Annotated in this window: 23 protein-coding genes and 1 riboswitch; of the genes, 15 read left to right on the top strand and 8 right to left on the bottom strand. The window is 69.7% G+C overall.

The window, feature by feature from the left end:
- From FPT20_RS03565 to FPT20_RS03530, 8 genes are all read left to right on the top strand, one after another.
- Entirely contained in the window at nt 1-447 is a 447-nt protein-coding gene (locus FPT20_RS03565; RefSeq protein WP_158862653.1) for a succinate dehydrogenase hydrophobic membrane anchor subunit, read from the top strand.
- 20 nt (nt 448-467) lie between these two features.
- Nucleotides 468-2,270 carry a succinate dehydrogenase flavoprotein subunit gene (sdhA, locus tag FPT20_RS03560; protein WP_158862651.1) on the top strand — a complete coding sequence of 601 codons (1,803 nt, stop codon included), beginning with the start codon at nt 468-470 and terminating at the stop codon, nt 2,268-2,270.
- Nucleotides 2,270-3,031 (top strand): succinate dehydrogenase iron-sulfur subunit, encoded by a 762-nt coding sequence (locus FPT20_RS03555; protein WP_158862649.1) that lies wholly within the window; start codon nt 2,270-2,272, stop codon nt 3,029-3,031. The genes sdhA and FPT20_RS03555 overlap by 1 nt, the downstream gene beginning before the upstream one ends.
- A gap of 90 nt (nt 3,032-3,121) precedes the next feature.
- Nucleotides 3,122-4,387: a YihY/virulence factor BrkB family protein gene (locus FPT20_RS03550; RefSeq protein WP_158862647.1), complete on the top strand. Its 1,266-nt coding sequence runs from the start codon at nt 3,122-3,124 to the stop codon at nt 4,385-4,387.
- A 9-nt stretch (nt 4,388-4,396) separates the two neighbouring features.
- The gene (locus FPT20_RS03545; protein ID WP_158862645.1) at nt 4,397-5,233 is read left to right on the top strand and encodes an exodeoxyribonuclease III; all 837 of its coding nucleotides are present in this window, start codon (nt 4,397-4,399) and stop codon (nt 5,231-5,233) included.
- Nucleotides 5,234-5,274: 41 nt separating this feature from the next.
- Nucleotides 5,275-6,303, top strand: coding sequence for a tryptophan--tRNA ligase (trpS, locus tag FPT20_RS03540; RefSeq protein WP_158862643.1), 1,029 nt, complete (start codon nt 5,275-5,277; stop codon nt 6,301-6,303).
- A complete protein-coding gene (locus tag FPT20_RS03535) occupies nt 6,303-6,917 on the top strand; it encodes a GNAT family N-acetyltransferase (RefSeq protein WP_158862641.1) in 615 nt (204 codons plus the stop codon). Before trpS ends, FPT20_RS03535 begins: the two co-directional genes overlap by 1 nt.
- Nucleotides 6,914-7,669: an HAD family hydrolase gene (locus FPT20_RS03530; RefSeq protein ID WP_158862639.1), complete on the top strand. Its 756-nt coding sequence runs from the start codon at nt 6,914-6,916 to the stop codon at nt 7,667-7,669. Before FPT20_RS03535 ends, FPT20_RS03530 begins: the two co-directional genes overlap by 4 nt.
- Nucleotides 7,670-8,070: 401 nt before the next feature.
- Here FPT20_RS03530 and glpK read toward each other — a convergent pair whose 3' ends face one another.
- The 3 genes from glpK to FPT20_RS03515 form a co-directional block, all read right to left on the bottom strand.
- Nucleotides 8,071-9,591 (bottom strand): glycerol kinase GlpK, encoded by a 1,521-nt coding sequence (gene glpK, locus FPT20_RS03525; protein ID WP_158862637.1) that lies wholly within the window; start codon nt 9,589-9,591, stop codon nt 8,071-8,073.
- Between the two features lie 72 nt (nt 9,592-9,663).
- Nucleotides 9,664-10,440, bottom strand: a complete 777-nt coding sequence (locus tag FPT20_RS03520) for an MIP/aquaporin family protein (RefSeq protein WP_158862635.1) — start codon at nt 10,438-10,440, stop codon at nt 9,664-9,666.
- A 142-nt stretch (nt 10,441-10,582) separates the two neighbouring features.
- A complete protein-coding gene (locus tag FPT20_RS03515) occupies nt 10,583-12,322 on the bottom strand; it encodes a glycerol-3-phosphate dehydrogenase/oxidase (RefSeq protein WP_158862633.1) in 1,740 nt (579 codons plus the stop codon).
- A gap of 139 nt (nt 12,323-12,461) precedes the next feature.
- Between FPT20_RS03515 and FPT20_RS03510 the strand changes: the two genes are divergently transcribed.
- The 5 genes from FPT20_RS03510 to ribH all read left to right on the top strand — a co-directional run bounded on the left by FPT20_RS03510 (nt 12,462) and on the right by ribH (nt 17,229).
- Complete coding sequence (locus FPT20_RS03510) at nt 12,462-13,481, top strand: sugar-binding transcriptional regulator (RefSeq protein ID WP_158862631.1); 1,020 nt, start codon at nt 12,462-12,464, stop codon at nt 13,479-13,481.
- Nucleotides 13,482-13,533: 52 nt separating this feature from the next.
- A riboswitch (FMN riboswitch) is annotated at nt 13,534-13,689 on the top strand.
- Nucleotides 13,690-13,761: 72 nt separating this feature from the next.
- A complete protein-coding gene (gene ribD, locus FPT20_RS03505; protein WP_158862629.1) occupies nt 13,762-14,832 on the top strand; it encodes a bifunctional diaminohydroxyphosphoribosylaminopyrimidine deaminase/5-amino-6-(5-phosphoribosylamino)uracil reductase RibD in 1,071 nt (356 codons plus the stop codon).
- 2 nt (nt 14,833-14,834) lie between these two features.
- Nucleotides 14,835-15,464 carry a riboflavin synthase gene (locus FPT20_RS03500; protein WP_158862626.1) on the top strand — a complete coding sequence of 210 codons (630 nt, stop codon included), beginning with the start codon at nt 14,835-14,837 and terminating at the stop codon, nt 15,462-15,464.
- Nucleotides 15,461-16,756, top strand: coding sequence for a GTP cyclohydrolase II (ribA, locus tag FPT20_RS03495; protein ID WP_158862624.1), 1,296 nt, complete (start codon nt 15,461-15,463; stop codon nt 16,754-16,756). The genes FPT20_RS03500 and ribA overlap by 4 nt, the downstream gene beginning before the upstream one ends.
- Entirely contained in the window at nt 16,753-17,229 is a 477-nt protein-coding gene (gene ribH, locus FPT20_RS03490) for a 6,7-dimethyl-8-ribityllumazine synthase (protein ID WP_158862622.1), read from the top strand. The genes ribA and ribH overlap by 4 nt, the downstream gene beginning before the upstream one ends.
- Here the strand turns inward: ribH and FPT20_RS03485 are convergent.
- Nucleotides 17,226-17,654 (bottom strand): DUF2269 family protein, encoded by a 429-nt coding sequence (locus FPT20_RS03485; protein WP_158862620.1) that lies wholly within the window; start codon nt 17,652-17,654, stop codon nt 17,226-17,228. The genes ribH and FPT20_RS03485 overlap by 4 nt on opposite strands.
- Before the next feature lie 164 nt (nt 17,655-17,818).
- Here FPT20_RS03485 and FPT20_RS03480 point away from each other — a divergent pair, with 164 nt between their 5' ends.
- Nucleotides 17,819-19,285, top strand: a complete 1,467-nt coding sequence (locus tag FPT20_RS03480) for an MFS transporter (RefSeq protein ID WP_233265373.1) — start codon at nt 17,819-17,821, stop codon at nt 19,283-19,285.
- Here the strand turns inward: FPT20_RS03480 and FPT20_RS03475 are convergent.
- The 3 genes from FPT20_RS03475 to FPT20_RS03465 are packed head-to-tail and all read right to left on the bottom strand — an operon-like array spanning nt 19,248 to nt 21,840.
- On the bottom strand, nt 19,248-20,078 hold the full coding sequence (locus FPT20_RS03475; RefSeq protein WP_158862618.1) for an ABC transporter permease: 831 nt from the start codon (nt 20,076-20,078) through the stop codon (nt 19,248-19,250). The two genes, FPT20_RS03480 and FPT20_RS03475, sit on opposite strands and share 38 nt — an antisense overlap.
- Nucleotides 20,075-20,917 (bottom strand): ABC transporter permease, encoded by an 843-nt coding sequence (locus FPT20_RS03470; protein WP_158862616.1) that lies wholly within the window; start codon nt 20,915-20,917, stop codon nt 20,075-20,077. Before FPT20_RS03470 ends, FPT20_RS03475 begins: the two co-directional genes overlap by 4 nt.
- The gene (locus FPT20_RS03465; protein WP_158862614.1) at nt 20,914-21,840 is read right to left on the bottom strand and encodes an ABC transporter ATP-binding protein; all 927 of its coding nucleotides are present in this window, start codon (nt 21,838-21,840) and stop codon (nt 20,914-20,916) included. The genes FPT20_RS03470 and FPT20_RS03465 overlap by 4 nt, the downstream gene beginning before the upstream one ends.
- A gap of 146 nt (nt 21,841-21,986) precedes the next feature.
- On the opposite strand from FPT20_RS03465, the gene FPT20_RS03460 reads away from it, so the two are divergent.
- On the top strand, nt 21,987-23,948 hold the full coding sequence (locus FPT20_RS03460) for an ABC transporter ATP-binding protein (protein WP_158862612.1): 1,962 nt from the start codon (nt 21,987-21,989) through the stop codon (nt 23,946-23,948).
- On the opposite strand, the gene FPT20_RS03455 is transcribed toward FPT20_RS03460, so the two are convergent.
- The gene (locus tag FPT20_RS03455) at nt 23,922-25,823 is read right to left on the bottom strand and encodes a phosphoenolpyruvate carboxykinase (GTP) (RefSeq protein WP_158862610.1); all 1,902 of its coding nucleotides are present in this window, start codon (nt 25,821-25,823) and stop codon (nt 23,922-23,924) included. The two genes, FPT20_RS03460 and FPT20_RS03455, sit on opposite strands and share 27 nt — an antisense overlap.
- Nucleotides 25,824-25,840: the final 17 nt, after the last annotated feature.

Below are 25,840 nucleotides of genomic sequence, written 5' to 3'. Positions count from 1 at the left end.
GTGACCACCATCGACGCCCCCCGCACCCCGGCACGGCCGGCTCCTAAGCGCGGCGTGAACTGGGAGAAGTGGGGCTGGATCTACATGCGCGCCTCCGGGCTCGTGCTGGTGATCCTGATCTTCGGCCACCTCCTGATCAACCTGGTGCTCGGTCAGGGCGTGAAGCAGATCGACTTCGCGTTCGTCGCGGGCAAGTACGCCACCCCGTTCTGGCAGGTCTGGGACCTCCTCATGCTCTGGCTGGCGCTCATCCACGGCGGCAACGGCATGCGCACCCTGGTCAACGACTACGCGCACAGCGTGCTCGTCAACCGCGTCCTCAAGTGGGCCATCCTGGCGGCCGTCGTGGTGCTCGTCGTCCTCGGGACGCTCGTGATCTTCACCTTCGACCCCTGCCCGGCGGGAGCCCACGCGGCCGACCTGCCCTCCTTCTGCCCGGCCAAGTGAGTGACGGAAACCAAACAGCTGTGACAACGGAAACCACCGACTCGACCGTCATCGACGGCGTCCACTACCACGAGTTCGACATCGTCATCGTCGGCGCCGGCGGCGCCGGCATGCGCGCGGCCATCGAGGCCGGACCGCATGCGCGCACCGCGGTCATCTCGAAGCTCTACCCCACCCGTTCCCACACCGGTGCGGCGCAGGGCGGCATGGCCGCCGCGCTCGCCAACGTCGAGGAGGACAGCTGGGAGTGGCACACGTTCGACACCGTCAAGGGAGGCGACTACCTCGTCGACCAGGACGCGGCCGAGATCCTCGCCAAGGAGGCCATCGACGCGGTCATCGACCTCGAGAACATGGGACTGCCGTTCAACCGCACCCCCGAGGGCAAGATCGACCAGCGGCGCTTCGGCGGCCACACCCGCGATCACGGCAAGGCGCCGGTCCGCCGCGCCTGCTACGCCGCCGACCGCACCGGGCACATGATCCTGCAGACGCTGTTCCAGAACTGCGTCAAGCTCGGCATCAACTTCTTCAACGAGTTCTACGTGCTCGACGTCATCATGAACGACGTCGACGGGGTGCCCCAGCCGGCCGGCGTCGTCGCGTACGAACTGGCGACGGGCGAGCTGCACGTCTTCCACTCGAAGGCGATCATCTTCGCGACCGGCGGCTTCGGCAAGATCTACAAGACCACCTCCAACGCCCACACCCTCACGGGCGACGGCGTCGGCATCATCTGGCGCAAGGGCCTCCCGCTGGAGGACATGGAGTTCTTCCAGTTCCACCCGACCGGCCTCGCCGGCCTCGGCATCCTCCTCACCGAGGGCGCCCGCGGCGAGGGCGCCATCCTCCGCAACGCCTCCGGCGAGCGGTTCATGGAGCGCTACGCACCGACCATCAAAGACCTGGCCCCCCGCGACATCGTCGCGCGCTGCATGGTCCAGGAGGTCGCGGAGGGGCGCGGCGCCGGCCCCAACAAGGACTACGTCCTCCTCGACTGCACCCACCTCGGGGCGGAGGTCCTCGAGACCAAGCTCCCCGACATCACCGAGTTCGCCCGCACCTACCTGGGCGTCGACCCGGTCGTCGAGCCGGTGCCCGTCATGCCGACCGCGCACTACGCGATGGGCGGCATCCCGACCAACACGTCGGCCCAGGTGCTCCGCGACAACGACACGGTCGTGCCGGGGCTGTACGCCGCCGGCGAGTGCGCGTGCGTCTCGGTGCACGGCTCGAACCGCCTCGGCACCAACTCCCTGCTCGACATCAACGTGTTCGGCAAGCGCGCGGGCAACAACGCGGTCGAGTACGTGAAGACGGCGACCGCCGTGCCGCTGCCGGCCGACCCCGCGAAGAACGTGCGCGACATGATCGAGGGGCTCCGCGCCTCCACCGGCACCGAGCGCATCGCGGCGATCCGCAAGGAGCTGCAGGACGAGATGGACCGGAACGCCCAGGTGTTCCGGACCGACGAGTCGCTCGAGAAGGTGACGGGCACGATCCACCGCCTGCGCGAGCGCTACAAGAACGTCGTCGTGCAGGACAAGGGCAAGCGGTACAACACCGACCTGCTCGAGGCCGTGGAGCTCGGCTTCCTGCTCGACCTCGCCGAGGTCGTCGTCTACTCCGCCCGGAACCGCAAGGAGTCGCGCGGCGGCCACATGCGCGACGACTTCCCGAAGCGCGATGACGAGAACTACATGAAGCACACGATGGCCTACCTGACGGGCGACCCGCACTCGGCCGACGCGGCAGACCACATCACGCTCGACTGGAAGCCCGTCGTCATCACCCGCTACCAGCCGATGGAGAGGAAGTACTGATGTCGACCGCCGTGCTCGAGACTCCCCCGGCCCCCGAGGCCCCGATCGAGTCCTTCACCGTCACCCTGATCATCCGCCGCTTCGACCCGGACGTCGACACCGAGCCGCGCTGGCAGGACTTCGACGTCGAGCTGTACCCGACGGACCGCATCCTCGACGCCCTCCACAAGATCAAGTGGGAGCAGGACGGCTCGCTGACGTTCCGCCGCTCGTGCGCCCACGGCATCTGCGGCTCGGACGCAATGCGCATCAACGGCCGCAACCGGCTCGCCTGCAAGACGCTGATCAAGGACCTCGACATCTCGAAGCCGATCTACGTCGAGGCGATCAAGGGCCTGCCGCTCGAGAAGGACCTCATCGTCGACATGGAGCCGTTCTTCGCGAGCTACCGCGAGGTGCAGCCGTTCCTCGTCGCGAACTCCACCCCCGAGAAGGGCAAGGAGCGCATCCAGTCCGTCGCCGACCGTGCCCGGTTCGACGACACCACGAAGTGCATCCTGTGCGCCGCGTGCACCTCGTCGTGCCCCGTGTTCTGGACCGATGGCCAGTACTTCGGCCCGGCCGCCATCGTCAACGCGCACCGGTTCATCTTCGACTCGCGCGACGACAACGCGCAGGTCCGTCTCGACATCCTGAACGACAAGGAGGGCGTGTGGCGCTGCCGCACGACCTTCAACTGCACCGACGCGTGCCCTCGCGGCATCCAGGTCACGCAGGCCATCGCGGAGGTCAAGCAGGCGATCATGCGCGGCAAGCCCTGATCCCACCCCGACGCCGTGAAAGGCCCGCTCCCCCGGGAGCGGGCCTTTCCGCCTAGAGGCGCGGACGTGCGCGGTCGCTATCCTGACGACGTGGCCAAGAAGTCGCGCCGGGCGCCTCTCCAGCCGGATCCCGCGCTTCAGCGCGCCCAGGGGACGGTCGAATCCGGCGAGACCGTGAAGCGGCGGATCGTGGAGGCGACGGAGCCGCTGAAGGAGCGGCTCGAGCGTCCCGTCGCGCGCGTGTCGCGCTGGGCGCGGTGGGTGCAGTCCGTGCGCCCGTACCGCGTCTACATCAACTACTCGTACTCCGACGGCAACCTGAGGGCCGCCGGCATGGGCTTCCAGTCCCTGTTCGCGATCTTCGCGGCCGTCTGGCTCGGGTTCTCCGTCGCGAGCATCTGGCTCTCCAGCAACCCGGAGATCTTCGAGGCGCTGGTGACGCTCATCAACCGCGCTGTGCCGGGGCTCATCTCGACGTCGACCACGAAAGGCGTCATCGACGTCGCGCAGCTGGAGGACGCGAGTTCGTTCGGCCTGGCGGGGGTCGTGGCCGCCGTCAGCCTCCTCTGGACCGCCATCGGATGGCTCTACTACACCCGCCAGGCGGTGCGCGCCGTCTTCGGCCTGAGCCGGGACACGACCAACTACGTGCTCCAGAAGGTGCGCGATCTGGGACTCGCGCTCGCGTTCGGCATCGTCTTCGTGGCCTCCGCGCTGCTGACGATCGCGAGCACGCAGACGCTCACGTTCGTCCTGAGCCTCCTGGGACTGGCCTCGGACAGCTTCTGGACGGCCGCCGCGGCGCGCGTCTCCGGCCTGCTCGTGTCGGTGGCGCTCAACCTGTTCACCCTCGGCGCGATGTTCCGGGTGATGGCCCGGGTGGCGATCCCGTGGCGGAACCTCTTCTTCGGCTCGCTGCTCGGCGCCCTCGTGCTCGCCGGGCTCAGCGTGCTCGGCGGCATCCTGCTCACCGGTGCGTCCAAGAACCCGCTCCTCGCCACGTTCGCCGTGTTCGTCGGTCTGCTCCTGTGGTTCAACCTCATCTCGCGGGTCGTCCTGCTCTCGGCCTCGTGGATCGCGGTGGGCATGTTCGACCGGGGGCTCTCGCCGCGGATGGTGACGCCCGAGCAGGCGGCCGCCGAGCAGGCCATGGCCGAGCACGAGGCCCGTGTGCTGGTCGCCGGCGCCGAGCTCGCCGAAGCACGGCGCGAGCTCAGCGAATCGAAGCTGCTCGGGCGGCTCGCAGCGCAGCGCCGGGTCGAGAAGGCGGAGCACCGGTTGAACGACCTCCTGGATGCTGAGGACCGTTCCTCGCCCGCTGCCCCCGCCCCGAGCGACGTCGGGCGTCCCCGGTAGGCTGGAGGCATGCCCTCCCGCCCGCTGCGCATCGCCACGATCAACGCCAACGGCATCCGAGCCGCCTTCCGCAAGGGCATGGGCGCCTGGCTCGAGAACCGCGACGTCGACATCCTCGCGATCCAGGAGGTGCGGGCCACGACCGAAGACCTGCAGGCCCTCCTCGGCGACGAGTGGGACGTCGTGCACGATCCCGCCACGGCCAAGGGCCGCGCGGGGGTCGCGATCGCCAGTCGCCACCGGGCGGCGATCCACCGTGTCGAGCTCGGACCGGGCGATATGGACACCGCCGGCCGGTGGCTCGAAGCCGACTACGAGGTCGACGGCACGGTGCTGACCGTCGTCAGCGCGTACGTCCACTCCGGCGAGGCCGGCACGCAGAAGCAGGTCGACAAGCTCGCGTTCCTCGACGCGGTGGAGGCGCGGCTCCCCGAGTTGCAGAAGCACAACGAGCTGGCCGTCGTGATGGGCGACCTCAATGTGGGGCACCGCACCCTCGACATCCGCAACTGGAAGGGCAACGTGAAGCGCGCCGGCTTCCTCCCCCAGGAGCGTGCCTACTTCGACCGCATCCTGGGCGCGGAGGACGATCCGCGCTACAACGACGGGGCCGGACTCGGCTGGGTCGACGTCGGCCGCCGCGCCGCCGGCGAGGTCGACGGGCCGTACACCTGGTGGTCGTGGCGCGGCAAGGCGTTCGACAACGACAGCGGCTGGCGCATCGACTACCAGCTCGCGACCCCGGCTCTCGCCGCCAAGGTCGCCGCGTACGCCGTCGACCGGGCGGCCGCCTACGACGAGCGATGGTCCGATCACACCCCGGTGGTCGTCGACTACGCGCTCTGACCAGGCGCCCCCTCCGTTCTCCCGCAACTGAAAGCACGAACATGACCTCTCGCCCCCGTCTCTACTCCGGCATGCAGCCCTCCGCCGACTCCCTGCACCTCGGCAACTACGTCGGCGCGCTGCTCCAGTGGAAGGAGCTGCAGTCGACGCACGACGCCTTCTTCTCGGTGGTCGACCTCCACGCGATCACGGTCGCGCAAGACCCGGCCGAGCTGCGCGAGAAGACTCGGCGCACCGCTGCGCAGTACATCGCCGCCGGGATCGACCCGTCCGCCTCGACGCTGTACGTGCAGTCGCACGTGCCCGCGCACGCGCAGCTCGCCTGGGTGCTGAACACGATCACCGGCTTCGGTGAGGCGTCGCGCATGACGCAGTTCAAGGACAAGTCGGCGAAGCAGGGCGCCGAAGCCACCTCGGTGGGGCTCTTCGCCTACCCCGTGCTGATGGCGGCCGACATCCTCCTCTTCGGCGCCGAGATCGTCCCGGTCGGCGACGACCAGCGGCAGCACGTCGAACTGACCCGCGACCTCGCCGAGCGCTTCAACAGCCGCTTCGGCGAGACCTTCGTCGTGCCGCAGGCGATGATCCTCAAAGAGAGCGCGCGCATCTACGACCTCCAGAACCCGGAGTCGAAGATGTCGAAGTCGGCCGAGTCCGGCTCGGGCATCGTGTGGCTGCTCGACGAGCCCGACGCGACCCGCAAGAAGATCATGCGCGCCGTGACCGACACCGACGGCGTCGTCTCGTTCGACCGGGCCGGCAAGCCGGGCATCAGCAACCTGCTGACCATCTTCTCGGCGCTCAGCGGCCGCCCCATCGAAGAGATCGAGCTCGAGTACGACGGCAAGGGCTACGGCGACTTCAAGAAGGGCCTGGTGGAGGTGGTGGTCGACCAGTTCGCCCCCGTGCGGGAGCGCGCGCTCGAGCTCCTGGCCGACCCGGCCGAGCTCGACCGGATCCTCGCGCGCAACGCGGAGCGAGCGAGCGAGGTGGCCGAGCGCACGCTCGAGGCCGCGTACGAGCGCGTCGGCTTCCTGAAGGCGGCCGGGGTCCCGAGCCGGACGGCGTGATGGCGCTGCCTCCCGCGGCCCCGGTCACCCTCACGGGCGACCGCGTGATGCTCTCGGCACCGACGGAGGCCGATGTCGATCGCGTCACCGAGCTCTGCCAGGAGCCCGCGATCGCCGCATGGACCACCGTGCCGTCGCCGTACGCCCGCGTCGATGCCGAGTCGTTCATCACCGGACCGGTCGCCGAGGGCTGGGCGACCGGTCGGTCGTGCACCTGGGCGATCCGCCGGCGCGAACGCGACGGGCAGCTGGTCGGGATGGTCGGCCTCGACGCGATCCACGACGCCGGAGCCGAAGTGGGCTATTGGCTCGCCCCGGGGGCGCGCGGTGCCGGGCTCATGTCGGAGGCGGTGTCCCTGGTCCTCGACTTCGGTTTCGCGGCGCCTCCCCGCGGTCTCGGGCTGGTCCGCGTCGAGTGGCATGCGTTCGCCGGGAACGCCGCCAGCGCCTCCGTGGCCCGTCGCGCCGGGTTCCGGTTCGAAGGAAGCTCGCGCCTCGGGGGCGTCCAGCGCGGCCGGCGACGAGACGACTGGCAGGCCGGGCTGCTCGCGAGCGACCCGCGGGTTCCGGCCGACGGCTGGCCGGCCGACACCCTCATCCAGGTCGCGCTGTGACCACCGGGCAGCGCCCGGCCCTCCGCGTGGTGCTCTTCGACCTCGACGACACGCTCTTCGCGCATCGCGCCGCCGTCGAGGCGGGGATCAGGAGCTACACCGAGCGCCTCGGGCCGCCGTACGGGGCTCTGGAAGCCGGCGAGCTGGTCGCTCTCTGGCACGACCTCGAAGAGGAGCACTACCACTCGTATCTCGCCGGCGACCTCGACTTCGAGGGTCAGCGACGCGCGCGGGCGCGCGATTTCGCCGCCCGGCACGGGGTCGGGCTCCGTGACGAGGAGGCGAGCGCCTGGTTCGCCGACTACTTCGAGCACTACGTCGCCGCCTGGTCCCTCCACGACGACGCCCTCCCGTGCCTCGACGCCCTCGAGCGCGCCTTTCCCGGCGTGCGCTTCGGGGTCATCACGAACGGCGACCTCGCGTTCCAGCGCCGCAAGGTGGAGGCGGTAGGGCTCGACGCGCGCATCGACCACCTCATCGCCTCGGGCGAGGTGGGCATCACCAAGCCCGATCGCGGCATCTTCCAGTACGCCTGCGATCTCTTCGGCGCGGCGACGGCCGAGGCGGCCTACGTCGGCGACCGGCTCCGCACGGACGCCATCGGGGCGGCACAGGCGGGCCTGACCGGTGTGTGGCTCGACCGCCGCGGCGTCGCGCCGAGCCTGGAGGACGACGCACAGGCCCGCGCCGCCGGCGTGCTGAGGATCTCGTCCCTGGACGAGCTCGCCGCTGCGCTCACGACCCGCGGCTAGCCCGCGCCCTCGCGCCCTCACCGCCTCGCTCACCCCCCTCTCCGCCTCGCTCGCTCACCACCTCACCGCCGAGATTCGTGCCGAATGCACCCTCCGCGCACGCCTGAACCCTCATTCGCGCCGAATGTGAAGCGCCGTTACGCGCGGCGAGACCTACATTCGTGTCGAATGCACCCTCCGGGCACGGCTGAAGCCTCATTCGTGCCGAATGAGAAGCGCCGTTGTGCGCGGCTGAACCCACATTCGTGCCGAATGCACCCTTCGTGCACGGCTGAACCCTCATTCGTGCCGAATGAGAAGCGCCTTGTGCGCGGCGAAGCCTACATTCGTACCGAATGTAGGCCGGAGACGCGACGAGCGCCGCCCGGCGGAAACCGGACGGCGCTCGACGGGCGGGAGGCTCAGGCGTTGCGCACGTCGTCGTCGACCCAGTCGAAGGTCTTGGTGACGGCCTTCTTCCAGAGGCGAAGCTGACGCTCGCGCTCTTCGCTGTCCATGTTCGGCTCCCAGCGACGGTCCTCCTGCCAGTTCTTGCGCAGGTCGTCCAGGTTCGCCCAGAATCCCGTGGCGAGACCGGCGGCGTACGCGGCACCCAGCGCGGTGGTCTCGGCGACCACCGGGCGGATCACCGGCACACCGAGGATGTCGGCCTGGAACTGCATCAGCGTGTTGTTGGCGATCATGCCGCCGTCCACCTTGAGCTCGGTGAGGTCGACCCCGGAGTCGGCGTTGACCGCATCCAGGACCTCGCGGGTCTGGAAGGCGGTCGCCTCGAGAGCGGCGCGCGCGATGTGCCCCTTGTTCACGTACCGCGTGAGGCCGACGAGGGCTCCGCGGGCGTCCGCACGCCAGTACGGCGCGAACAGGCCCGAGAACGCCGGTACGAAGTACGCACCGCCGTTGTCGTCGACGGTCTTGGCGAGCTCCTCGATCTCGGGTGCGCTCGAGATCAGACCGAGGTTGTCGCGGAGCCACTGGACGAGCGAGCCCGTGACGGCGATCGACCCCTCCAGGGCGTAGTGCGGCTTGTCGTCGCCGAGCTTGTAGCCGAGCGTGGTGAGGAGGCCGTTCTTGGAGTGGACGATCTCCTCGCCGGTGTTGAAGATGAGGAAGTTGCCCGTTCCGTACGTGTTCTTGGACTCGCCCGGATCGAACGCCGCCTGACCGAAGGTGGCGGCCTGCTGGTCGCCGAGGATGCCGGCCACGGGGACCTCGCGCAGCAGGCTCGAGGACTCGACCATGCCGTAGACCTCGGACGAGCTCTTGATCTCCGGGAGCATCGACTTCGGGACGCCGAACACCTCGAGGATGTCGTCGCGCCACGAGAGCGTCTCGAGGTCCATGAACAGCGTGCGGGAGGCGTTGGTCACGTCGGTGGCGTGCACGCCGCCGTCGGGGCCGCCGGTGAGGTTCCAGAGCACCCAGCTGTCGGTGGTGCCGAACAGCAGGTCACCGCGCTCGGCGCGCTCGCGGGCGCCCTCCACGTTCTCGAGGATCCAGACGATCTTGGTCCCGGAGAAGTAGGTGGCGAGCGGGAGGCCGACGATCTGCTTGAACCGCTCCACGCCGCCGTCGGCCGCGAGGCGGTCGACGATGGGCTGCGTCCGGGTGTCCTGCCAGACGATGGCGTTGTAGACGGGCTCACCGGTGTTCTTGTCCCAGACCACCGCGGTCTCGCGCTGGTTGGTGATGCCGACCGCCGCGATGTCGTGGCGGGTCAGGTCGGCCTTGGACAGCGCCTGCCCGATCACCTCACGGGTGTTGTTCCAGATCTCGACCGGGTTGTGCTCCACCCAGCCGGCCTTCGGGAAGATCTGCTCGTGCTCCAGCTGACCGGTCGAGACGATCGATCCGCTCTTGTCGAAGATGATCGCACGAGTGCTGGTCGTGCCCTGGTCGATAGCGACGACGTAGTCGGCCATAGGAAAACTCCTTTGTTCTTTGGGGGTGGGACTGATGAGGGCCGGCCGGAGGTCCCGGCCGGCCCTCGGGGATCACTTGAGGATCGGGAGGAGCAGCAGCGCCAGCCAGCCGGCGAGCACTCCGCCGATGATCGGCCCGACGACCGGGACCCACGAGTAGGACCAGTCGCTCGTGCCCTTGCCGCGGATCGGCAGGATCGCGTGAGCGATGCGCGGACCGAGGTCACGCGCCGGGTTGATGGCGTACCCCGTAGGACCACCGAGGCTCGCGCCGATGCCGATCACGAGGAGGGCGACGGGCAGGGCGCCGAGGGCGGCGAGGCCCGCGGCGGTTCCGGGCTGGTGACCGAAGGCGATCACGACGAACACCAGGACGAACGTGCCGATGATCTCGGTCACGAGGTTCCAGGCGTACGAGCGGATGGCCGGGCCGGTCGAGAACACGCCCAGCTTGTTGGCGGGGTCCGGCTCCTCGTCGAAGTGCTTCTTGTAGGCGAGGAACGTCAGCACCGCTCCGATGATCGCGCCGATGAGCTGCGCGAGGATGTAGAGGATGACGGTGGCGAAGTTGACCGGAACGAGCGTGTGGCCCGCGGCGGAGCCGAAGGTCTTGGCGCCGTTGGCCACCAGTCCGAGCGTCACGGCCGGGTTGAGGTGAGCGCCCGAGTTGTAGGCGACGACCACACCCGAGAACACCGCGATGCCCCAGCCGATGTTCACCATCAGGAACCCGCCGTTGAAGCCCTTGTTCTTGATGAGAGCGACGTTCGCCACGACACCGGTACCGAGGAGGACCAGCATCGCGGTGCCGACCAGCTCGGACACAAAATCGATACCGATATTGCCCATATTGTCCACGTTGACCTTCCACTTGTTCAGTTGACCCCGCACCCTGTCGTGCGTTGTGGGGCGGCTCTCGTCAGGGTGGGCACCTGAACGCTAGTGCGGCAGGGCCCACCCCGACAAGGACCGTTCTATGCACGTTCGTGCATTATCGGAGCGCTGCGGCTTCGCTTCCGTCTCCGGACCGGAGGTGCACCCGGTGGCTTTCTGCGAGGTCCGCTAGAAATGAATCTTCCTCCACAGAACGCTTGTTTGGCGACCATCCGAGCGCGTTTGCTGCGATTTCGGCGATTTCCCGAACGAGTTCGGGCGTGATGGCGCCGGTGAACGCCAGGCTGGTGCGGCGCAGGAAGACATCGGAGAGGTGGACGACCTGCTCGGTGCGCACCAGGTGATCGATCTCGGCGCGGGAGTAGTCCGGAGCGGCGGAGAGCGGTGCGTCCTCGCCATCCCAGCCGGCGATCGCGTCGATCACGAAGCTCGCCTTGGTGCCGTAGCGGTTCAGCAGCGTCCGCGCGCGCTCGGCGCCCACGTCGGCCCCGTACCGGGCGATCCAGTCGTTCTCGGCCCGTGCCGTCGTCGGGAAGCCGGCCCCGCCGCCGATGGGGAGACCCAGGGTCGACACGGAGCGCTCCGCGCCGAGAGCCTTCAGCACCTCGTTCGACAGGTGCTCGCTGAGCGCCCGGAAGGTGGTCCACTTGCCGCCCACAAGGCTCAGCACCGTGGTTCCCCCGAGACCCGCGATCGTGCCGGGGACGATCCGGTAGTCGCGGGAGACGAAACCCGGAGCCGTGTCGTCGTGGTGCGGCAGCGGGCGCACTCCGGAGAAGGTGTAGACGATCTGCTCGCGGGTGACCGGGATGGTTGGGAAAACGTGCGAGACGAGTTCGATGAAGTAGTCGATCTCCTCTTCGGTGCACACCGCGGGAGTCGAGAGGTCGGCCTCGATGTCGGTCGTCCCGACCATGACGCGTCCCTTCAGCGGATAGATCAGGACGATGCGACCGTCGTTGTTCTCGAAGAACATCTCGCGCCCGCGGCACGCCTCGAGGAGCTCGGGGTTGTCGAGCACGATGTGCGACCCCTTCGTCCCTCCCATGAAGCGGGTGGACTGGCCGAGCGCCTCGTTCGTGAGGTCGGTCCAGGGGCCGGAGGCGTTGACCACGACGTCCGCTGTGACGACGAACTCCTCGCCGGACTCGCGATCGCGGACGAGCACGCCGCCGTCGCGGGCGCCCACCGCCTCCAGGTAGTTGACAGCGCGGGCGTGCGGGCCCGCGGCGAGACCGTCGGCGAGCACATCGAGCGCCAGGCGCTCCGGGTCGTGCACGGAGGCGTCGAAGTACGTCGCCGTGTACTTGAGGCCCGGGTTGAGCTTCGGCAGTTCGGCCAGCGACTTCTTCCGCCCGTGGAAGGCGTGCTTCGGGACGGATCCACCGTCGCGCGAGAAGGAGTCGTAGATCGTCAGACCGGTCTTGATGAGGAAGGCGCCGCGCTCCTTCGGCTTGCCCTGCTTGTGGGTCAGGAAGCGGAGCGGCGCGGCGAGGATCCCCGAGAACGTCGAGTAGATGGGGATGGTGGTCTGCAGCGGCTTCACATAGTGGGGGGCGATGCGGAGCAGGCCGTTGCGCTCGGTCACCGACTCCTTGACGAGCCGGAACTCGCCGTTCTCGAGGTAGCGGATGCCGCCGTGGATCATGTGGCTCGACGCGGCGGACGCGCCCGAGACGAAGTCGTTCCGCTCGACGAGGACCACGTCGACGCCCTGCAGGGCGAGGTCGCGGAAGGTGCCGAGGCCGTTGATGCCCCCTCCGACGATGAGCACCTGCGCGTTCGGGCGCTCCCGCAGTCGTTCGACCGCTTTCCGGCTGTTCGACGTCGTCGTCACGGTGTCTCCTCTTTCTCCTGGTCCCCGGGCTCGTTCCGCCGGGTCGCTGCAGCTATGATCTTCGATGCCAGTACAACTTCGATCAAGCCGCCTGCACATACGTGCACCGCGACGGACGACTTCCGAGAAGAGGGCCCGAATGCCCAGCACCGATGCAGAGCACCTCCCCGACAAGGTCCGCGACGCCCTCAAGGCGGGTCACCTGTACTACATGCAGGACCTCACCATGGACGCGATCGCGCACGAGATGCACACCTCGCGATCCAGCGTCTCCCGGCTGTTGAGCTATGCCCGCTCCTCGGGACTGGTGACGATCCAGATCGCGCAGCCGCACGAGGGCGCGACACGCATCCAGCAGCAGATCCACGAGCGGTACGGCATCGCTGCGCACATCGTGCCCATGCCGAGCGCCATCAGCGACGTCGACCGGCTGGAGCGCGTCGCCATCTCGGCTGCACGGATTCTCGACCGCTTCATCGACTCGAACCAGACCGTCGGGATCGCCTGGGGCTCGACCATGAGCGCGCTGAGCCGCCACCTGATCCCGAAGGAGCTGCACAACGTCGAGTTCGTGCAGCTGAACGGCGCGGGCAACACCTACACGACCGGCGTGCTCTACGCCTCCGAGATCCTCCGCCGCTTCGGCGACACGTACACGGGGACCATCCAGGAGTTCCCGGTGCCCGCGCTCTTCGACGACCCGCAGACGAAGGTCGCCATGTGGCGGGAGCGGAGCACGCGCCGCATCCTCGACATCCAGGAGCGCATGGACGTCGCGCTCTTCGGCCTGGGCTCCCCCTTCTCGGAGGTGCGGTCGCACGTCTACGCGGGCGGGTACCTCGACGCGGAGGACTACGCCTCCCTCGACGCGTCCGGAGTCGTCGGCGATGTCGCGACCGTGTTCTTCCGCGCCGACGGCAGCCACCACGGCATCCCGCTGAACGAACGTGCGAGCGGCCCCGACATCGAGCTCATCAAGCGCGTGCCGCGGCGCGTGTGCATCGTCTCGGGCCCCTCCAAGGTGCACAGTCTCCGCGGCGCCCTCGCCGCGGGCCTCATCACCGACCTCATCGTCGACGAGGGGACGGCCCGGGCGCTCGTCGCCCTGATCGAGGAGGAGCGGGCCGCCGAGCGGGTCGTCGTACGCGACGTCGCATGACGGCGGGAATAGAGCCCGCCCGTCTGCGTTGACATACACTCGACAACATAAGAACGTGCTCCGGGGTCGGTGAGAGTCCGAACCGGCGGTCATAGTCCGCGAGCGGGGCGCCGTCAGGCGCCCTGTTGAGCCGGTGGAATCCCGGCACCGACGGTGATGCGTGCAGGGTCAGCCCTGCTCGTTCAGTCCGGATGGGAGGCAGCACGAACGGCGGTCCGGCGACGGCTGCCGTTGCTCGCGACCCCGGCACACGTCTCGCTTCGAGAGACAGGATGACCGGATGACGTGGGACGCCGCGATGCGCACCGCGCTCGAGCTGGCCGCCAACGGGCCGGCCACCGGCGCCAATCCCCGCGTCGGCTGCGTGCTCCTCGGGCCCGACGGCACGGTGCTCGCCGAGGGCTGGCATCGCGGAGTCGGTACGGCGCACGCCGAGGTGGACGCACTGAGCCGGGTGCCCGAGGGCGGCGCGCGGGGCGCGACGGCCGTCGTCACCCTCGAGCCCTGCAACCACTGGGGGCACACCGGACCCTGCTCCGAGGCCCTGATCGACGCGGGCGTCGCGCGCGTCGTCTACGGCGTCGACGATCCGGGCCACCATTCCGGCGGGGGCGCCGAACGACTCCGCGAAGCGGGTGTCGAGGTGGAGGCGGGGATCCTCGCCGACGAGATCGAGCGCTTCCTCGGCGACTGGCTCACCGCCGCGCGTCTCGGCCGCCCCTACATCGTGGTCAAGTGGGCCTCCAGCCTGGACGGCCGGACGGCCGCGGCCGACGGGACCAGCAAGTGGATCACTGGAGCCGCGGCGCGTCAGCGGGTGCACGAGCAGCGGGAGGCGTCCGACGCGATCATCGTCGGGACGGGCACCGTGCTCGCCGACGACCCCAGCCTGACCGCCCGCGGCGACGCCGGCGAGCTGCTCTCCACGCAGCCCACGCCCGTGGTCGTCGGCACCCGCGCCATCCCCAACGACGCGGCCGTGTTCCGCCACCCGCATCCGGTGATCTTCGAGGGCACGCACGACATCCACGACGTCGTCGCCGACCTGAGGCAGCGCGGGTTCCGCCGCGCCTACGTCGAGGGCGGCCCGACGCTCGCGGGGGCATTCGTGGCGGCGGGCCTCGTGGACGAGTACGCGATCTACCTGGCGCCGTCCCTCCTCGGCGGCCCCCACCTCGCCCTCGGCGACATCGGCGTCGAGACCATCGCCGAGCAGCGCCGCCTCCGCATCATCGATGTCGAGCGCCTGGGACCCGACCTCCTCATCCGCGCAGTCCCCGTCGACTCGCCCGCATCCCCGCACCGGGCCGCCTCCGCGGCCGCCACCGCTCCCGCTCGGAAGGAGAGCTGAACGTGTTCACCGGAATCATCGAAGAGCTGGGAGAGGTGACCGCCGTCGAGCGGTCCGCCGACGCCGCCCGCCTCACCGTCCGGGGTCCGCTCGTCGTGAGCGACGCCCGTCATGGCGACTCGATCTCGGTGAGCGGGGTCTGCCTCACGGTCGTCGGCAGCGACGCCGGGACCTTCACGGCCGACGTCATGGCGGAGACCCTCGCGATGAGCACCCTCGACGACGTCGCACCCGGCCGACGGGTGAATCTGGAACGCGCCGCGCAGGTCGGCGACCGCCTCGGCGGCCACATCGTCCAGGGCCACATCGACGGGACGGCGACCGTCCTCTCGGTGAACGACGGCAGCGCCTGGCGGGTCGTGCGCTTCACGCTCGACCCGGAGCACGCGCCGCTGGTCGCCCGCAAAGGCTCGATCGCGGTCGACGGCGTCTCGCTCACGGTCAGCGACGTCGGAGGCGGCCTCGACGACGGCTGGTTCGAGGTCTCGCTCATCCCGGAGACCCTGACCGCGACGACGCTGGGCGACCGCGTCCCCGGCGATCGCGTCAACATCGAGACCGACATCCTCGCGCGGCACGTCGAGCGGATGCTCGCCCTGGAGCCCGCGCTGACAGAACGGAGTGCGTCATGAGCCTCGCCACCATCCCCCAAGCACTCGCCGAGCTGCGAGCCGGGCGCCCGGTCATCGTGGTCGACAACGAGAGCCGCGAGAACGAGGGCGACGTCGTGCTGGCGGCCGAGCTCGCGAGCCAGGAGTGGATCGCCTGGACGGTCAAGAACTCGTCGGGCTTCATCTGCGCGCCGATGACGAACGAGATCGCCGACCGGCTCGAGCTCCCGGTCATGGTCGTCGACAACCAGGACGCCCGCGGCACCAATTACACGGTCAGCGTGGACGCCGCCGACCGGCTCTCGACGGGCATCAGTGCCGCGGACCGCGCCCACACCCTCCGCGTGCTCTCCGACCTGGAAGCTACGCCGGCGAGCCTCCACCGGCCGGGGCACATCCTCCCGCTCCGCGCCGTCGACGGCGGCGTGCGCGAGCGCGACGGGCACACCGAGGCGGCGGTCGACCTCCTCAAGCTCGCCGGCATGACCCCGGTCGCCGCGATCGCCGAGATCGTGGCCGACGACGGCGAGATGATGCGCCTCCCCGGCCTCATCGAGCTCGGCGAGCGCGAGGGCGTCCTCGTCATCACGATCGAGGCGCTTATCGCGCATCTGCAGGAGTTCCACTGCGACCAGCAGCTCGAGTCGGTCACGCCCGTGCCCGAGACGTCACGGGTCATCTTCGAGGTCGAGACGACCGTGCCGACGATTCACGGCCCCTTCCGGATGCGTGCCTACCGGGACCGGATGACCGGTGCGGACCACGTCGCCATCATCGCCGGCACGCCGCGGCGCGAGGGGACGCTCGTCCGCGTCCACTCCGAGTGCCTCACCGGCGAGGCGTTCGGTTCCCTCAAGTGCGAGTGCGGCCCCCAGCTGGACGCCGCGCTCGACACGGTCCAGCAGGAGGGCGGCGTCGTCGTCTACCTGCGCGGCCACGAGGGGCGCGGCATCGGCCTCATCAACAAGCTGCGCGCCTACCGGCTCCAGGAGGACGGTCTCGACACCCTCGACGCCAACCTGGCGCTCGGTCTCCCGATCGATGCGCGCGACTACGGAGCCGCGACCGCCATCCTCCAGGATCTGGGGGTCGAGTCGGTCCGGCTGCTCACCAACAACCCGGAGAAGGTGCGGCAGCTCGAGGAGCACGGCGTCGAGGTGGAGGAGCGCGTGCCGCTCGTCGTCGGCGTCGGCGCCTTCAACGAGGGGTACCTGGAGACCAAGCGGGACCGGATGGGGCACACCATCGGCGACCTGTCGGAGACGATCGACGAGCACACGGCGGCCGTGGCCGCGGAGAGGACAGCACGATGAGCGGAGCGGGCGCGCCCAGCACCGAGGAACGGATCGACGGCAGCGGACTTCGGGTGGTGATCGTCGCCGGCACCTGGCATGAGCAGATCACCGACGGCCTGATCGCCGGGGCCGAGCGCACCCTGGAGGCGTCCGGCGCCTCCCACAGCCTGGTGCGCGTGCCGGGCAGCTTCGAGCTGCCGGTGGTGAGCAAGGCCGCTCTGGAGGCCGGGGCCGATGCCGTCGTGGCGCTGGGCGTCATCATCCGTGGAGGGACGCCCCACTTCGAGTACGTGTCGTCCGCCGCGACCGACGGGCTCACCCGCGTCGCCCTCGATACGGGCAAGCCGGTCGGTTTCGGCGTTCTCACGCTCGACGACGAGGCCCAGGGCATCGACCGCGCGGGGCTCCCCGGCTCCAAGGAGGACAAGGGCGCCGAGGCGGCACACGCAGCGCTCGCCACCGCGGTCGCGCTGCGCGCTCTCCGCGGTTAGGGGCGCCAGACCATCAGCACGACGACCGCGACCAGGAGGAGGCTCGCAACGCCGGATCCTGCCGCGATCGCGGGGTACTTGGAGGCGGTCCCCTCCCGAAGCGCGTCCGCAGCGCGCCGCATCGTCGGAACGACGAGGAACAGCGTGAGCCCCAGCGCGACGACGTACAGGATGATCGCCCAGAGGATCCACGGGGTCGTCACGCTGTAGTGGTCCTTCGCCTCCGAGACGCCCATGAGGCCGAAGCCGAAGAACACGACGAGGAGCGACAGCAGGGACACGAGGTTCGTGGACTTCGCCAGGGTCGTGACCTGGTCTGCGTTCCCCGCGCGCACGGCGCGCATCGCCGTCATCGGGAGGATGGCCATGGGGCCGACGATGAAGACGGCCGAGACGACGTGGAGGATGGCGAACAGAGTTTCCATACGAACAGCCTAGCGAGGCCCGATTCGGCTGCTTCGCAGCGAGTGCATAGGGTGGAAGGGGCGCCACAAGCGCCCCTTCTCCTTCCCGCCCGCGACTCCGACGCCCGACCGACGCCGCCCGCCCGCGGCCCCACGTCAGTCACCAGTATCGGAAGTATTCACGCATGTCCACGACGGTCACCGTCACCCCCGCCCCGGTCAACACCCGCGGCCGGGTCATCCTCGCGAGCCTCATCGGCACCTCCATCGAGTTCTACGACTTCTACGTCTACGCGACCGCGGCGGTGCTGGTCTTCCCGGCCCTCTTCTTCACCAGCGAGGACCCGACCACCGCGCTTCTCGCCTCCTTCGCCGTGTTCGGGGTCGCGTTCATCGCGCGCCCGGTCGGCAGCATCCTCTTCGGCCACTTCGGGGACCGTATCGGCCGGAAGGGAACCCTCGTCGGCTCCCTGCTGACCATGGGGATCGCTACCGTGCTCATCGGCTGCCTGCCGACGGCGCAGGTTCCGGGCTGGGAGTACTTGGCCCCGTTCCTCCTCGTCGTCCTGCGCTTCTGCCAGGGCCTCGGGCTCGGCGGCGAGTGGAGCGGCGCCGCGCTGCTCGCGACCGAGAACGCCCCGGCCGGCAAGCGCGCGATCTACGGCACCTTCCCTCAGCTGGGCGCGCCGATCGGGTTCATCGTCGCGAACGTCCTCTTCCTCATCCTCAGCCTGACGATCAGCCCGGAGGCGTTCGCCGCCTGGGGCTGGCGGATCCCCTTCCTCCTGAGCGCCGTGCTCGTGATTGTCGGGCTCTATGTCCGGCTGAAGCTCGTCGAGACGCCCGCCTTCCAGAAGGTCGTCGACACCGGGGAGGTCGCGAAGCTCCCGCTCGCGCGCGTCTTCCGTACGAGCTGGCGGCAGATCGTGCTGGGCACGTTCATCATGCTGGCGACGTACGTGCTCTTCTACCTGATGACGGCGTTCACGCTGACCTACGGGACGTCGGCCGCGACCGTCGAGCAGGCCCGGGCTGCCGCGGCGAAGACCGGCAAGACCTTCTCGGAGGCGAGCTTCGTTCCCGGGCTGGGCTTCAGTCGCAACGACTTCCTGATCATGCTCATCGTGGGCGTCGTGTTCTTCGGCGTCTTCACGCTGGTGGCGGGGCCGCTCGCCGAGCGGTTCGGGAGGCGCCGCACGCTCATCTGGGTGACCCTCGGAATCATCGTGTTCGGGCTCCTCTTCGTGCCGCTGTTCGCCGGCGGCACCGTCGGCACGATGGCTCTGCTCATCATCGGGTTCACCCTGATGGGCCTCACCTTCGGCCCGATGGGTGCCGAGCTGCCCGAGCTGTTCCCGACGAATGTCCGCTACACGGGATCGGCGATCGCGTACAACCTGTCGAGCGTGCTCGGCGCCGCCGTGGCGCCCACCATCGCGGTCTGGCTGTGGACGGTCGCCGGCGGGAGCACGGTCTGGGTCGGGGTCTACCTGTCGCTCGCCGGCGTGCTCACACTGATCGCGCTCCTCCTCTCCAAGGAGACGCGCGACATCGACTTCGCCGACAACGTGAGCGGAGCGGGAACTTCCGCCGCTGAGCGGAACGCCTCCGGGCTCAGTCGAGGAACAGGGCCCGGAGGCGGCGCGTCGTGAGGATCAGGCCGAGCGTGATCATCACGGCGAAGTAGAGGACGTGCCACAGCATGCCCGGGTCGACCGCTCCCGTCGTCAGCCCTCGGACGAGTTCGACGCCGTGCCACAGGGGGAGCGCCTTGATGATGCCCTGGATCCAGTCCGGGTAGACCGTGATCGGGTAGAAGGTGGCCGACAGCAGGAACATCGGCAGCAGGATGAAGTTGATCCAGTCCATCTGCTGGAAGGTCTTCATGTAGCTCGTGATGCCCATGCCGAAACTGGCGAAGCCGAAGGCGATCAGCAGCACGGCGGGCAGCGCGAGGAGGGCCCACCAGGAGAGGTTGAGCCCCAGCGCCTGCATCACCACCATGAAGCCGAGCGCATAGAGCGCGCCGCGAGCGAGCGCCAGCAGGATCTCGCCGAGCGCGACGTCGAGCGGCCCGAGCGAGGTGGCCAGCATCCCCTCGTAGAGCTTGGCGAAGTGCATCTTGAAGAAGACGTTCCAGGTCGAGTCGTAGACGGCGCCGTTCATCGCGGCCGTGGCCAGCAGGGCCGGCGCGATGAATGCGGCGTAGGGCACCTGCTCACCCGTCGAGGTCGTCACCTCGCCGACCAGGCGACCGAAGCCGATACCGAGCGACAGCAGGTAGAAGATCGGCTCGAAGAAGCCCGACACGATCACGAGCCAGTTGGTGCTGCGAGTGGCCGACCAGCCGCGCGCCATGACAGAACGGGCATTGCCCGCGTAGAGCGCACGCAGCGGCCGCGGCTGGTCGATGGCCGCGAGGAGGCGCTCGTCGGTCGCGGTCATCGGCCGAGCCTCCTTGTGGCGATCCGGCGGGTCCACAGCCAGAAGACGACGAACAGGGCGACGAGGTACACGACGTGCACCACGGAGAGCCACACCGGCTCGACCATGCCGTACGCGACGACGCGGGAGAGCTCGGTCGCATGCCACAGAGGCGAGATCCAGCCGATCCACTGCAGGTACACCGGCATCGAGGACAGCGGGAAGAACGTGCCTGAGAACAGCGTCATCGGCAGCATCACGAATCGCATGAGCATCGCGATCTGGCCGGTGTCCTGCTCGATGGTGGCGACGCAGGCCATGACGGGCGCTCCGAAGGCGAGGCCGCCGAGGGAGGCGATGAAGACGGCAACCCACCCCCACGGGCCGGGGACGGCGCCGAACAGCAGCATGAACAGGTAGTAGACGAGGCTCGTGCCGAGCAGCCGAGCCACGACCGAGATCACGATGCCGTCGATGATCTGCCCGGGCGCGATGGGAGCCGAGCTGATCCCCGCGAAGGTCGGGTTCCACTTGAAGCCGAGCAGGATCGGGTAAGTGAACTCCTCGCTGGCGACGGTGACGGCTGCCGTGCACAGGAGAGCCGGCGCCACGAACGTGAGGTAGCTGACACCGTCGATCGCGTGCGGGCCCGTACCCGCGGCGACCAGGCTGCCGAGACCCACCCCCATCGCGAAGAGATAGACGAGCGGGTTCCCGAACCCCGTCACGAGAAGGGTCTGCAGGTACGACCGCATGACCCGGAAGCGGTGCTCCGCCACATACCAGGCGCCGAAGCGGCGCGGCCGGACCGCCGCGTCCAGAGCGGCGCGGGCGTCGGAGGTGGTCGCGGGCGCGGTCATTCGATCAGACTCCGGCCGGTGAGACGGAGGAAGACGTCTTCGAGGCTCGACCGGCGCACGAGACTCGTGAGGGGCCGGAGGCCGCGCTCGACGAGGCGCGCGAGCTCCGCCTCCCCGTCGTCGCTGTAGACCAGGATGCGGTCGGGCAGCACCTCCACGCGCTCTCCGACACCATCGAGCCCCTCCGCCACCTCGGCGTTGCGCTCCGAGCCGAACCGCACCTCCAGCACCTCCCTCGTGGAGTACCGGCGGATGAGCGCCGCCGGCGACCCCTCGGCCATGATGGCGCCCTTGTCGACCACGACGAGCCGGTCGCAGAGTTGCTCGGCCTCGTCCATGTAGTGGGTGGTGAGGACGAGCGTGGTGCCCTGCTCCTTCAGCCGGAACAGGCGGTCCCAGAGGATATGGCGGGCCTGAGGGTCGAGACCGGTCGTCGGCTCGTCGAGCAGGAGGATGCGCGGGTCGTTGATGAGGGCGCGCGCGATCGTGAGGCGGCGCTTCATCCCGCCGGAGAGGTCGTCGACCTTGGCTTTGGCCTTGTCCTCCAGCTGAGCGAAGGCGAGGAGCTCGTCCGCTCGCCTCCGGACCGCTGCGGCGGGCAGGCCGAAGTAGCGGCCGTAGACGATGAGGTTGTCGCGCACCCGGAGCTCGGTGTCGAGGTTGTCGGCCTGCGGCACCACGCCGAGCCGCGACCGGATCTCGGGCCCGTAGCGGTCGGGGTCGAGCCCGAGGATGCTCAGCTCGCCCGCCGTGCGCGTCGAGACCGCGCCGATCATCCGCATCGTCGTGCTCTTGCCTGCGCCGTTCGGCCCGAGGAGGCCGAACGACTCCCCCGGTTCCACGTCGAAGCTGATGCCGTCGACGGCGGGGAACTCCTTGTACTTCTTGACCAGGTCGCGGGCGGCGATGACGGGGACGGGCATAGTCCAGCACTGTAGCCCCGACCCCGGACATCGTCGGCGGCCGGATCTCAGCGAACGAGCAGCCCGCACGAAGTACGGTCGGAGTACGGCCGCGGCGGTATCCGGCCCCGGCCGTGATCGAGCCACGCCTCCCGAACGGAGCACCCATGAGCACCGAGACCGCACCCGCACCGCGGCGCCGCTCCCCCTTCAGCCGCCGGCAGCCCGAGACCGGGCCGCGCGCCCGCTTCTCGCAGCTGCTGCCTTACCTCCTGGAGCATCGCGGCGTGCTCGCGTTCGTCATCGTCCTCAGCGTGCTCGGCGCCGCCGCGAGCCTCGCCCAGCCGCTGCTCGTCAGCCAGGTGATCGACCTCGTCGGCAAGGGCGAGCCGCTCGGCGGTCTCGTGTGGGGCCTCGTCGTGCTCGTCGTCGTCTCGGGCCTGATCTCGGGCTACCAGCACTACCTCCTGCAGCGCACCGGGGAGGGCGTCGTGCTGTCGTCCCGCCGCAAGCTCGTCGGCCGGATGCTGCGCCTCCCGATCAGCGAGTTCGACACCCGGCGGACGGGCGACCTCGTCTCGCGCGTCGGCTCCGACACCACGCTCCTGCGGGCCGTGCTCACCCAGGGCCTGGTGGAGGCGATCGGCGGCGCGCTCACGTTCATCGGCGCCCTGATCGCGATGCTCGTCATCGACCCCGTGCTGCTCGGCCTCACCGTGCTCGTCGTCGCCGTCTCGGTCGTCGTCGTCACCCTGCTCTCCGGGCGGATCCGGGTCGCCAGCCAGAAGGCTCAGACGAAGGTCGGCGATCTCGCCGCCTCCGTCGAGCGCGCGATCAGCTCGGTCCGCACCATCCGCGCGGCCAACGCCACCGACCGCGAGATCGCGGGCGTCGAGGAGGACGCGCGCGGCGCCTGGCGCATGGGCATCTCGGTGGCGAAGATCTCGGCCCTCGTCGTGCCCGTGGCGGGCATCGCGATGCAGGTGTCGTTCCTGGTCGTCCTCGGCGTCGGCGGGTTCCGCGTCGCGAGCGGGGCCATCACGATCGCGCAGCTGGTCGCCTTCATCCTCTTCCTGTTCATGATGATCCTCCCGCTCGGCCAGGCGTTCGGCGCCATCGCGGCGGTCAACTCGGCCCTCGGCGCGCTCGGCCGGATCCAGGAGATCCTCGACCTCCCCACCGAGGACCAGCACGATCGCGAGATCATGCCGCTCGCGCTCACCGTCGGCGCCGCCAACGAGGGGCTCGCCCCGGAGGCCCCCGCCATCGAGTTCGTCGATGTGCGCTTCTCCTACCCGGAGGTCGCCGGCCGTCCCGCAGAGGGCCCCGTGGCCGTCTCTGAGCCCACCCCCGAGCGACTCGCGTTCGAGGCGCTCACCGGTACGGACGTCGTCGCCGAGGCGGAGGCTGCAGCCGGCGCGGGCGCGGACGGCGCGCCCCTGGGTCACGGCGGCGTGCTCAACGGCGTGAGCTTCCGTGTGCCGAGGGGCCGGCGGACCGCGCTCGTCGGCCCGTCCGGAGCGGGCAAGTCGACGATCCTCGCCCTGGTGGAGCGCTTCTACGACCCCCAGCAGGGCGAGGTCCGGTTCGGCGGGATGGACGTCCGCAGCCTCGACCGCACGGCGCTCCGCGCGCAGATCGGCTACGTGGAGCAGGACGCACCGGTGCTGGCCGGGTCGATCCGCGACAACCTCGTGCTCGCGGCACCCGAGGCGACGGACGAGCAGTGCATCGACGTACTCCACGCGGTCAACCTGACGGAGGTGCTCGAGCGCAGCGAGCTCGGTCTGGACGCACCCGTCGGGGAGGACGGCATCATGCTCTCCGGCGGCGAGCGCCAGCGCCTGGCGATCGCCCGGGCACTGCTGGCCGCGCCTCCCGTGCTCCTCCTCGACGAGTCGACGTCGAGTCTCGACGGCCGCAACGAGCAGCTGATGCGGGAGGCGATCGACGCGGTCGCCGAGGACCGCACCCTCCTCGTCATCGCGCACCGGCTCTCGACCGTGGTCGACTCCGATCAGATCGTCGTCCTAGACCACGGCCGGGTCATCGGTGTCGGGACGCACTCCGAACTGGTCGAGTCGACGCCCCTCTACCGCGACCTAGCGAAGCACCAGCTCCTCGTCTGAGCCCGACGCGCGCAACTGGTACCGCAGCGACGCGAGCTCGGCGCGGAGCGCGGGCGGCACCCGGGAGCCGAACCGATCGAAGAACTCCTCGGTGAGATCGCACTCCGCGAGCCACCGCTCCGTGTCGACTTCGAACAACTGGTCCAGGTCCGCGCGCGGGAGGTCGAGGCCGTCGAGGTCGAGCTCGTCGACGACGGGCAGCATCCCGATCGGGGCGCTGACGGCGTGCGCGCTCCCCTCCACCCGGCGGGCGATCCACTCGATGACGCGCGCGTTCTCGCCGAAGCCCGGCCAGAGGAAGCGTCCGTCATCGCCCTTGCGGAACCAGTTGACCTGGAAGATCGCGGGCGCGTCGGCGCCGAGCCGCTCGCCCACCTTCAGCCAGTGAGCCCAGTAGTCGGCCATGTTGTAGCCGCAGAACGGGAGCATCGCGAACGGGTCGCGGCGCAGCTCCCCCACCGTTCCCTCCGCCGCGGCGGTCTGCTCGGAGGAGATCGTCGCGCCCATGAAGACGCCGTGCCTCCAGTCGCGCGCCTGCGCCACCAGCGGGACGTTCGTCGCCCGGCGGCCGCCGAACAGGATCGCGTCGATCGGCACGCCGTCGAACGCGTCCCAGTCGTCGGCGATGGCCGGGCACTGCGCGGCGCTCACGGTGAAGCGGGAGTTCGGGTGCGCGGCGGGGCGTCCGGAGTCGGGCGTCCAGTCGCGTCCCTCCCAGTCGATCAGGTGGGCCGGCGGCTCGTCGGTCAGCCCCTCCCACCAGACGTCGCCGTCGTCGCGCAGTGCCACGTTGGTGAAGATCGTGTTGCCCCAGAGCGTGTCGACCGCGGTCTGGTTGGTGGAGGCGCCGGTCCCGGGAGCCACGCCGAAGAAGCCGGCCTCCGGGTTGATGGCGCGCAGCCGCCCGTCGGGGCCCTGGCGCAGCCACGCGATGTCGTCGCCGATCGTCTCGACCGTCCAGCCGGGGATGGTCGGGCGGAGCATCGCGAGGTTCGTCTTGCCGCACGCGGACGGGAAGGCGGCCGCGAAGTGGAACGCGCGACCCTCGGGGGAGGTGACCTTGACGATGAGCATGTGCTCGGCGAGCCAGCCCTCGTCGCGTGCCATGACCGAGGCGATCCGGAGGGCGAAGCACTTCTTCGCGAGGATCGCGTTCCCGCCGTAGCCGGACCCGTACGACCAGACCTCGCGGCTCTCGGGGAACTGGACGATGTACTTCGTCTCGTTGCACGGCCACACGACGTCCTCGTGGCGCGTGCCGTCGTCGTCGACGAGCGGGTGGCCGACGCTGTGGACGGTGGGCACCCACTCCTGGCCCGCGTCGATCAGGTCGAGCACCGTGGAGGTGACCCTCGTCATGAGCCCGAGGCTCACGGCGACGTAGGCCGAGTCGGTCAGCTGGATGCCGACCTGCGAGAGCGGCCCGCCGACCGGACCCATTGAGAACGGGACGACGTACATCGTCCGGCCGCGCATGCTGCCGCGGAAGACGTCGCGCAGCTCCGCACGCATCGCGTCGGGCTCGCGCCAGTTGTTGGTCGGACCCGCGTCGGACTCTCGGAGCGAGCAGATGAAGGTGCGGTCCTCCACCCGGGCCACATCGCCCGGGTCGGTCCGCGCGAGGAAGCTGTTCGGGCGCCACTCGGGGTTCAGCCGGATCAGCTTGCCCTCGGCGACGAGCTCCTTCGTGAGACGATCCGCCTCGGCACGGGAGCCGTCCAGCCAGACGACCTCGTCGGGCTGGGCCAGCGCGGCGATGTCGTCCACCCACGCACGGACGGCCGTGAGACCCCCGGCGAGCCTCGTCGTCTCGCGGATCGGCTCGTCGGCGATGGTCGGTTCGTCGGCCCTGAGCGGGAGTTCGGCGATGGCCATGCTGGTCATTCCTCTCG

This window comes from Leifsonia sp. AG29, assembly GCF_009765225.1.
Taxonomy (GTDB): Bacteria; Actinomycetota; Actinomycetes; order Actinomycetales; family Microbacteriaceae; genus Leifsonia.
This window is presented reverse-complemented; position numbering and strand designations above follow the sequence as displayed.

Bases quoted from the DNA above. Each gene is read 5' to 3' on its own strand.
- FPT20_RS03465 (WP_158862614.1), bottom strand. From the start codon at position 21,840: ATGCCCGTCCCCGTCATCGCCGCCCGCGACCTGGTCAAGAAGTACAAG.
- FPT20_RS03535 (WP_158862641.1), top strand. From the start codon at position 6,303: ATGGCGCTGCCTCCCGCGGCCCCGGTCACCCTCACGGGCGACCGCGTG.
- FPT20_RS03475 (WP_158862618.1), bottom strand. From the start codon at position 20,078: ATGACCGCGACCGACGAGCGCCTCCTCGCGGCCATCGACCAGCCGCGG.
- glpK (WP_158862637.1), bottom strand. From the start codon at position 9,591: ATGGCCGACTACGTCGTCGCTATCGACCAGGGCACGACCAGCACTCGT.
- trpS (WP_158862643.1), top strand. From the start codon at position 5,275: ATGACCTCTCGCCCCCGTCTCTACTCCGGCATGCAGCCCTCCGCCGAC.
- ribA (WP_158862624.1), top strand. From the start codon at position 15,461: ATGAGCCTCGCCACCATCCCCCAAGCACTCGCCGAGCTGCGAGCCGGG.
- ribD (WP_158862629.1), top strand. From the start codon at position 13,762: ATGACGTGGGACGCCGCGATGCGCACCGCGCTCGAGCTGGCCGCCAAC.
- FPT20_RS03510 (WP_158862631.1), top strand. From the start codon at position 12,462: ATGCCCAGCACCGATGCAGAGCACCTCCCCGACAAGGTCCGCGACGCC.
- FPT20_RS03460 (WP_158862612.1), top strand. From the start codon at position 21,987: ATGAGCACCGAGACCGCACCCGCACCGCGGCGCCGCTCCCCCTTCAGC.
- FPT20_RS03485 (WP_158862620.1), bottom strand. From the start codon at position 17,654: ATGGAAACTCTGTTCGCCATCCTCCACGTCGTCTCGGCCGTCTTCATC.
- FPT20_RS03545 (WP_158862645.1), top strand. From the start codon at position 4,397: ATGCCCTCCCGCCCGCTGCGCATCGCCACGATCAACGCCAACGGCATC.
- ribH (WP_158862622.1), top strand. From the start codon at position 16,753: ATGAGCGGAGCGGGCGCGCCCAGCACCGAGGAACGGATCGACGGCAGC.
- FPT20_RS03480 (WP_233265373.1), top strand. From the start codon at position 17,819: ATGTCCACGACGGTCACCGTCACCCCCGCCCCGGTCAACACCCGCGGC.
- FPT20_RS03455 (WP_158862610.1), bottom strand. From the start codon at position 25,823: ATGGCCATCGCCGAACTCCCGCTCAGGGCCGACGAACCGACCATCGCC.
- FPT20_RS03555 (WP_158862649.1), top strand. From the start codon at position 2,270: ATGTCGACCGCCGTGCTCGAGACTCCCCCGGCCCCCGAGGCCCCGATC.
- FPT20_RS03470 (WP_158862616.1), bottom strand. From the start codon at position 20,917: ATGACCGCGCCCGCGACCACCTCCGACGCCCGCGCCGCTCTGGACGCG.
- FPT20_RS03520 (WP_158862635.1), bottom strand. From the start codon at position 10,440: ATGGGCAATATCGGTATCGATTTTGTGTCCGAGCTGGTCGGCACCGCG.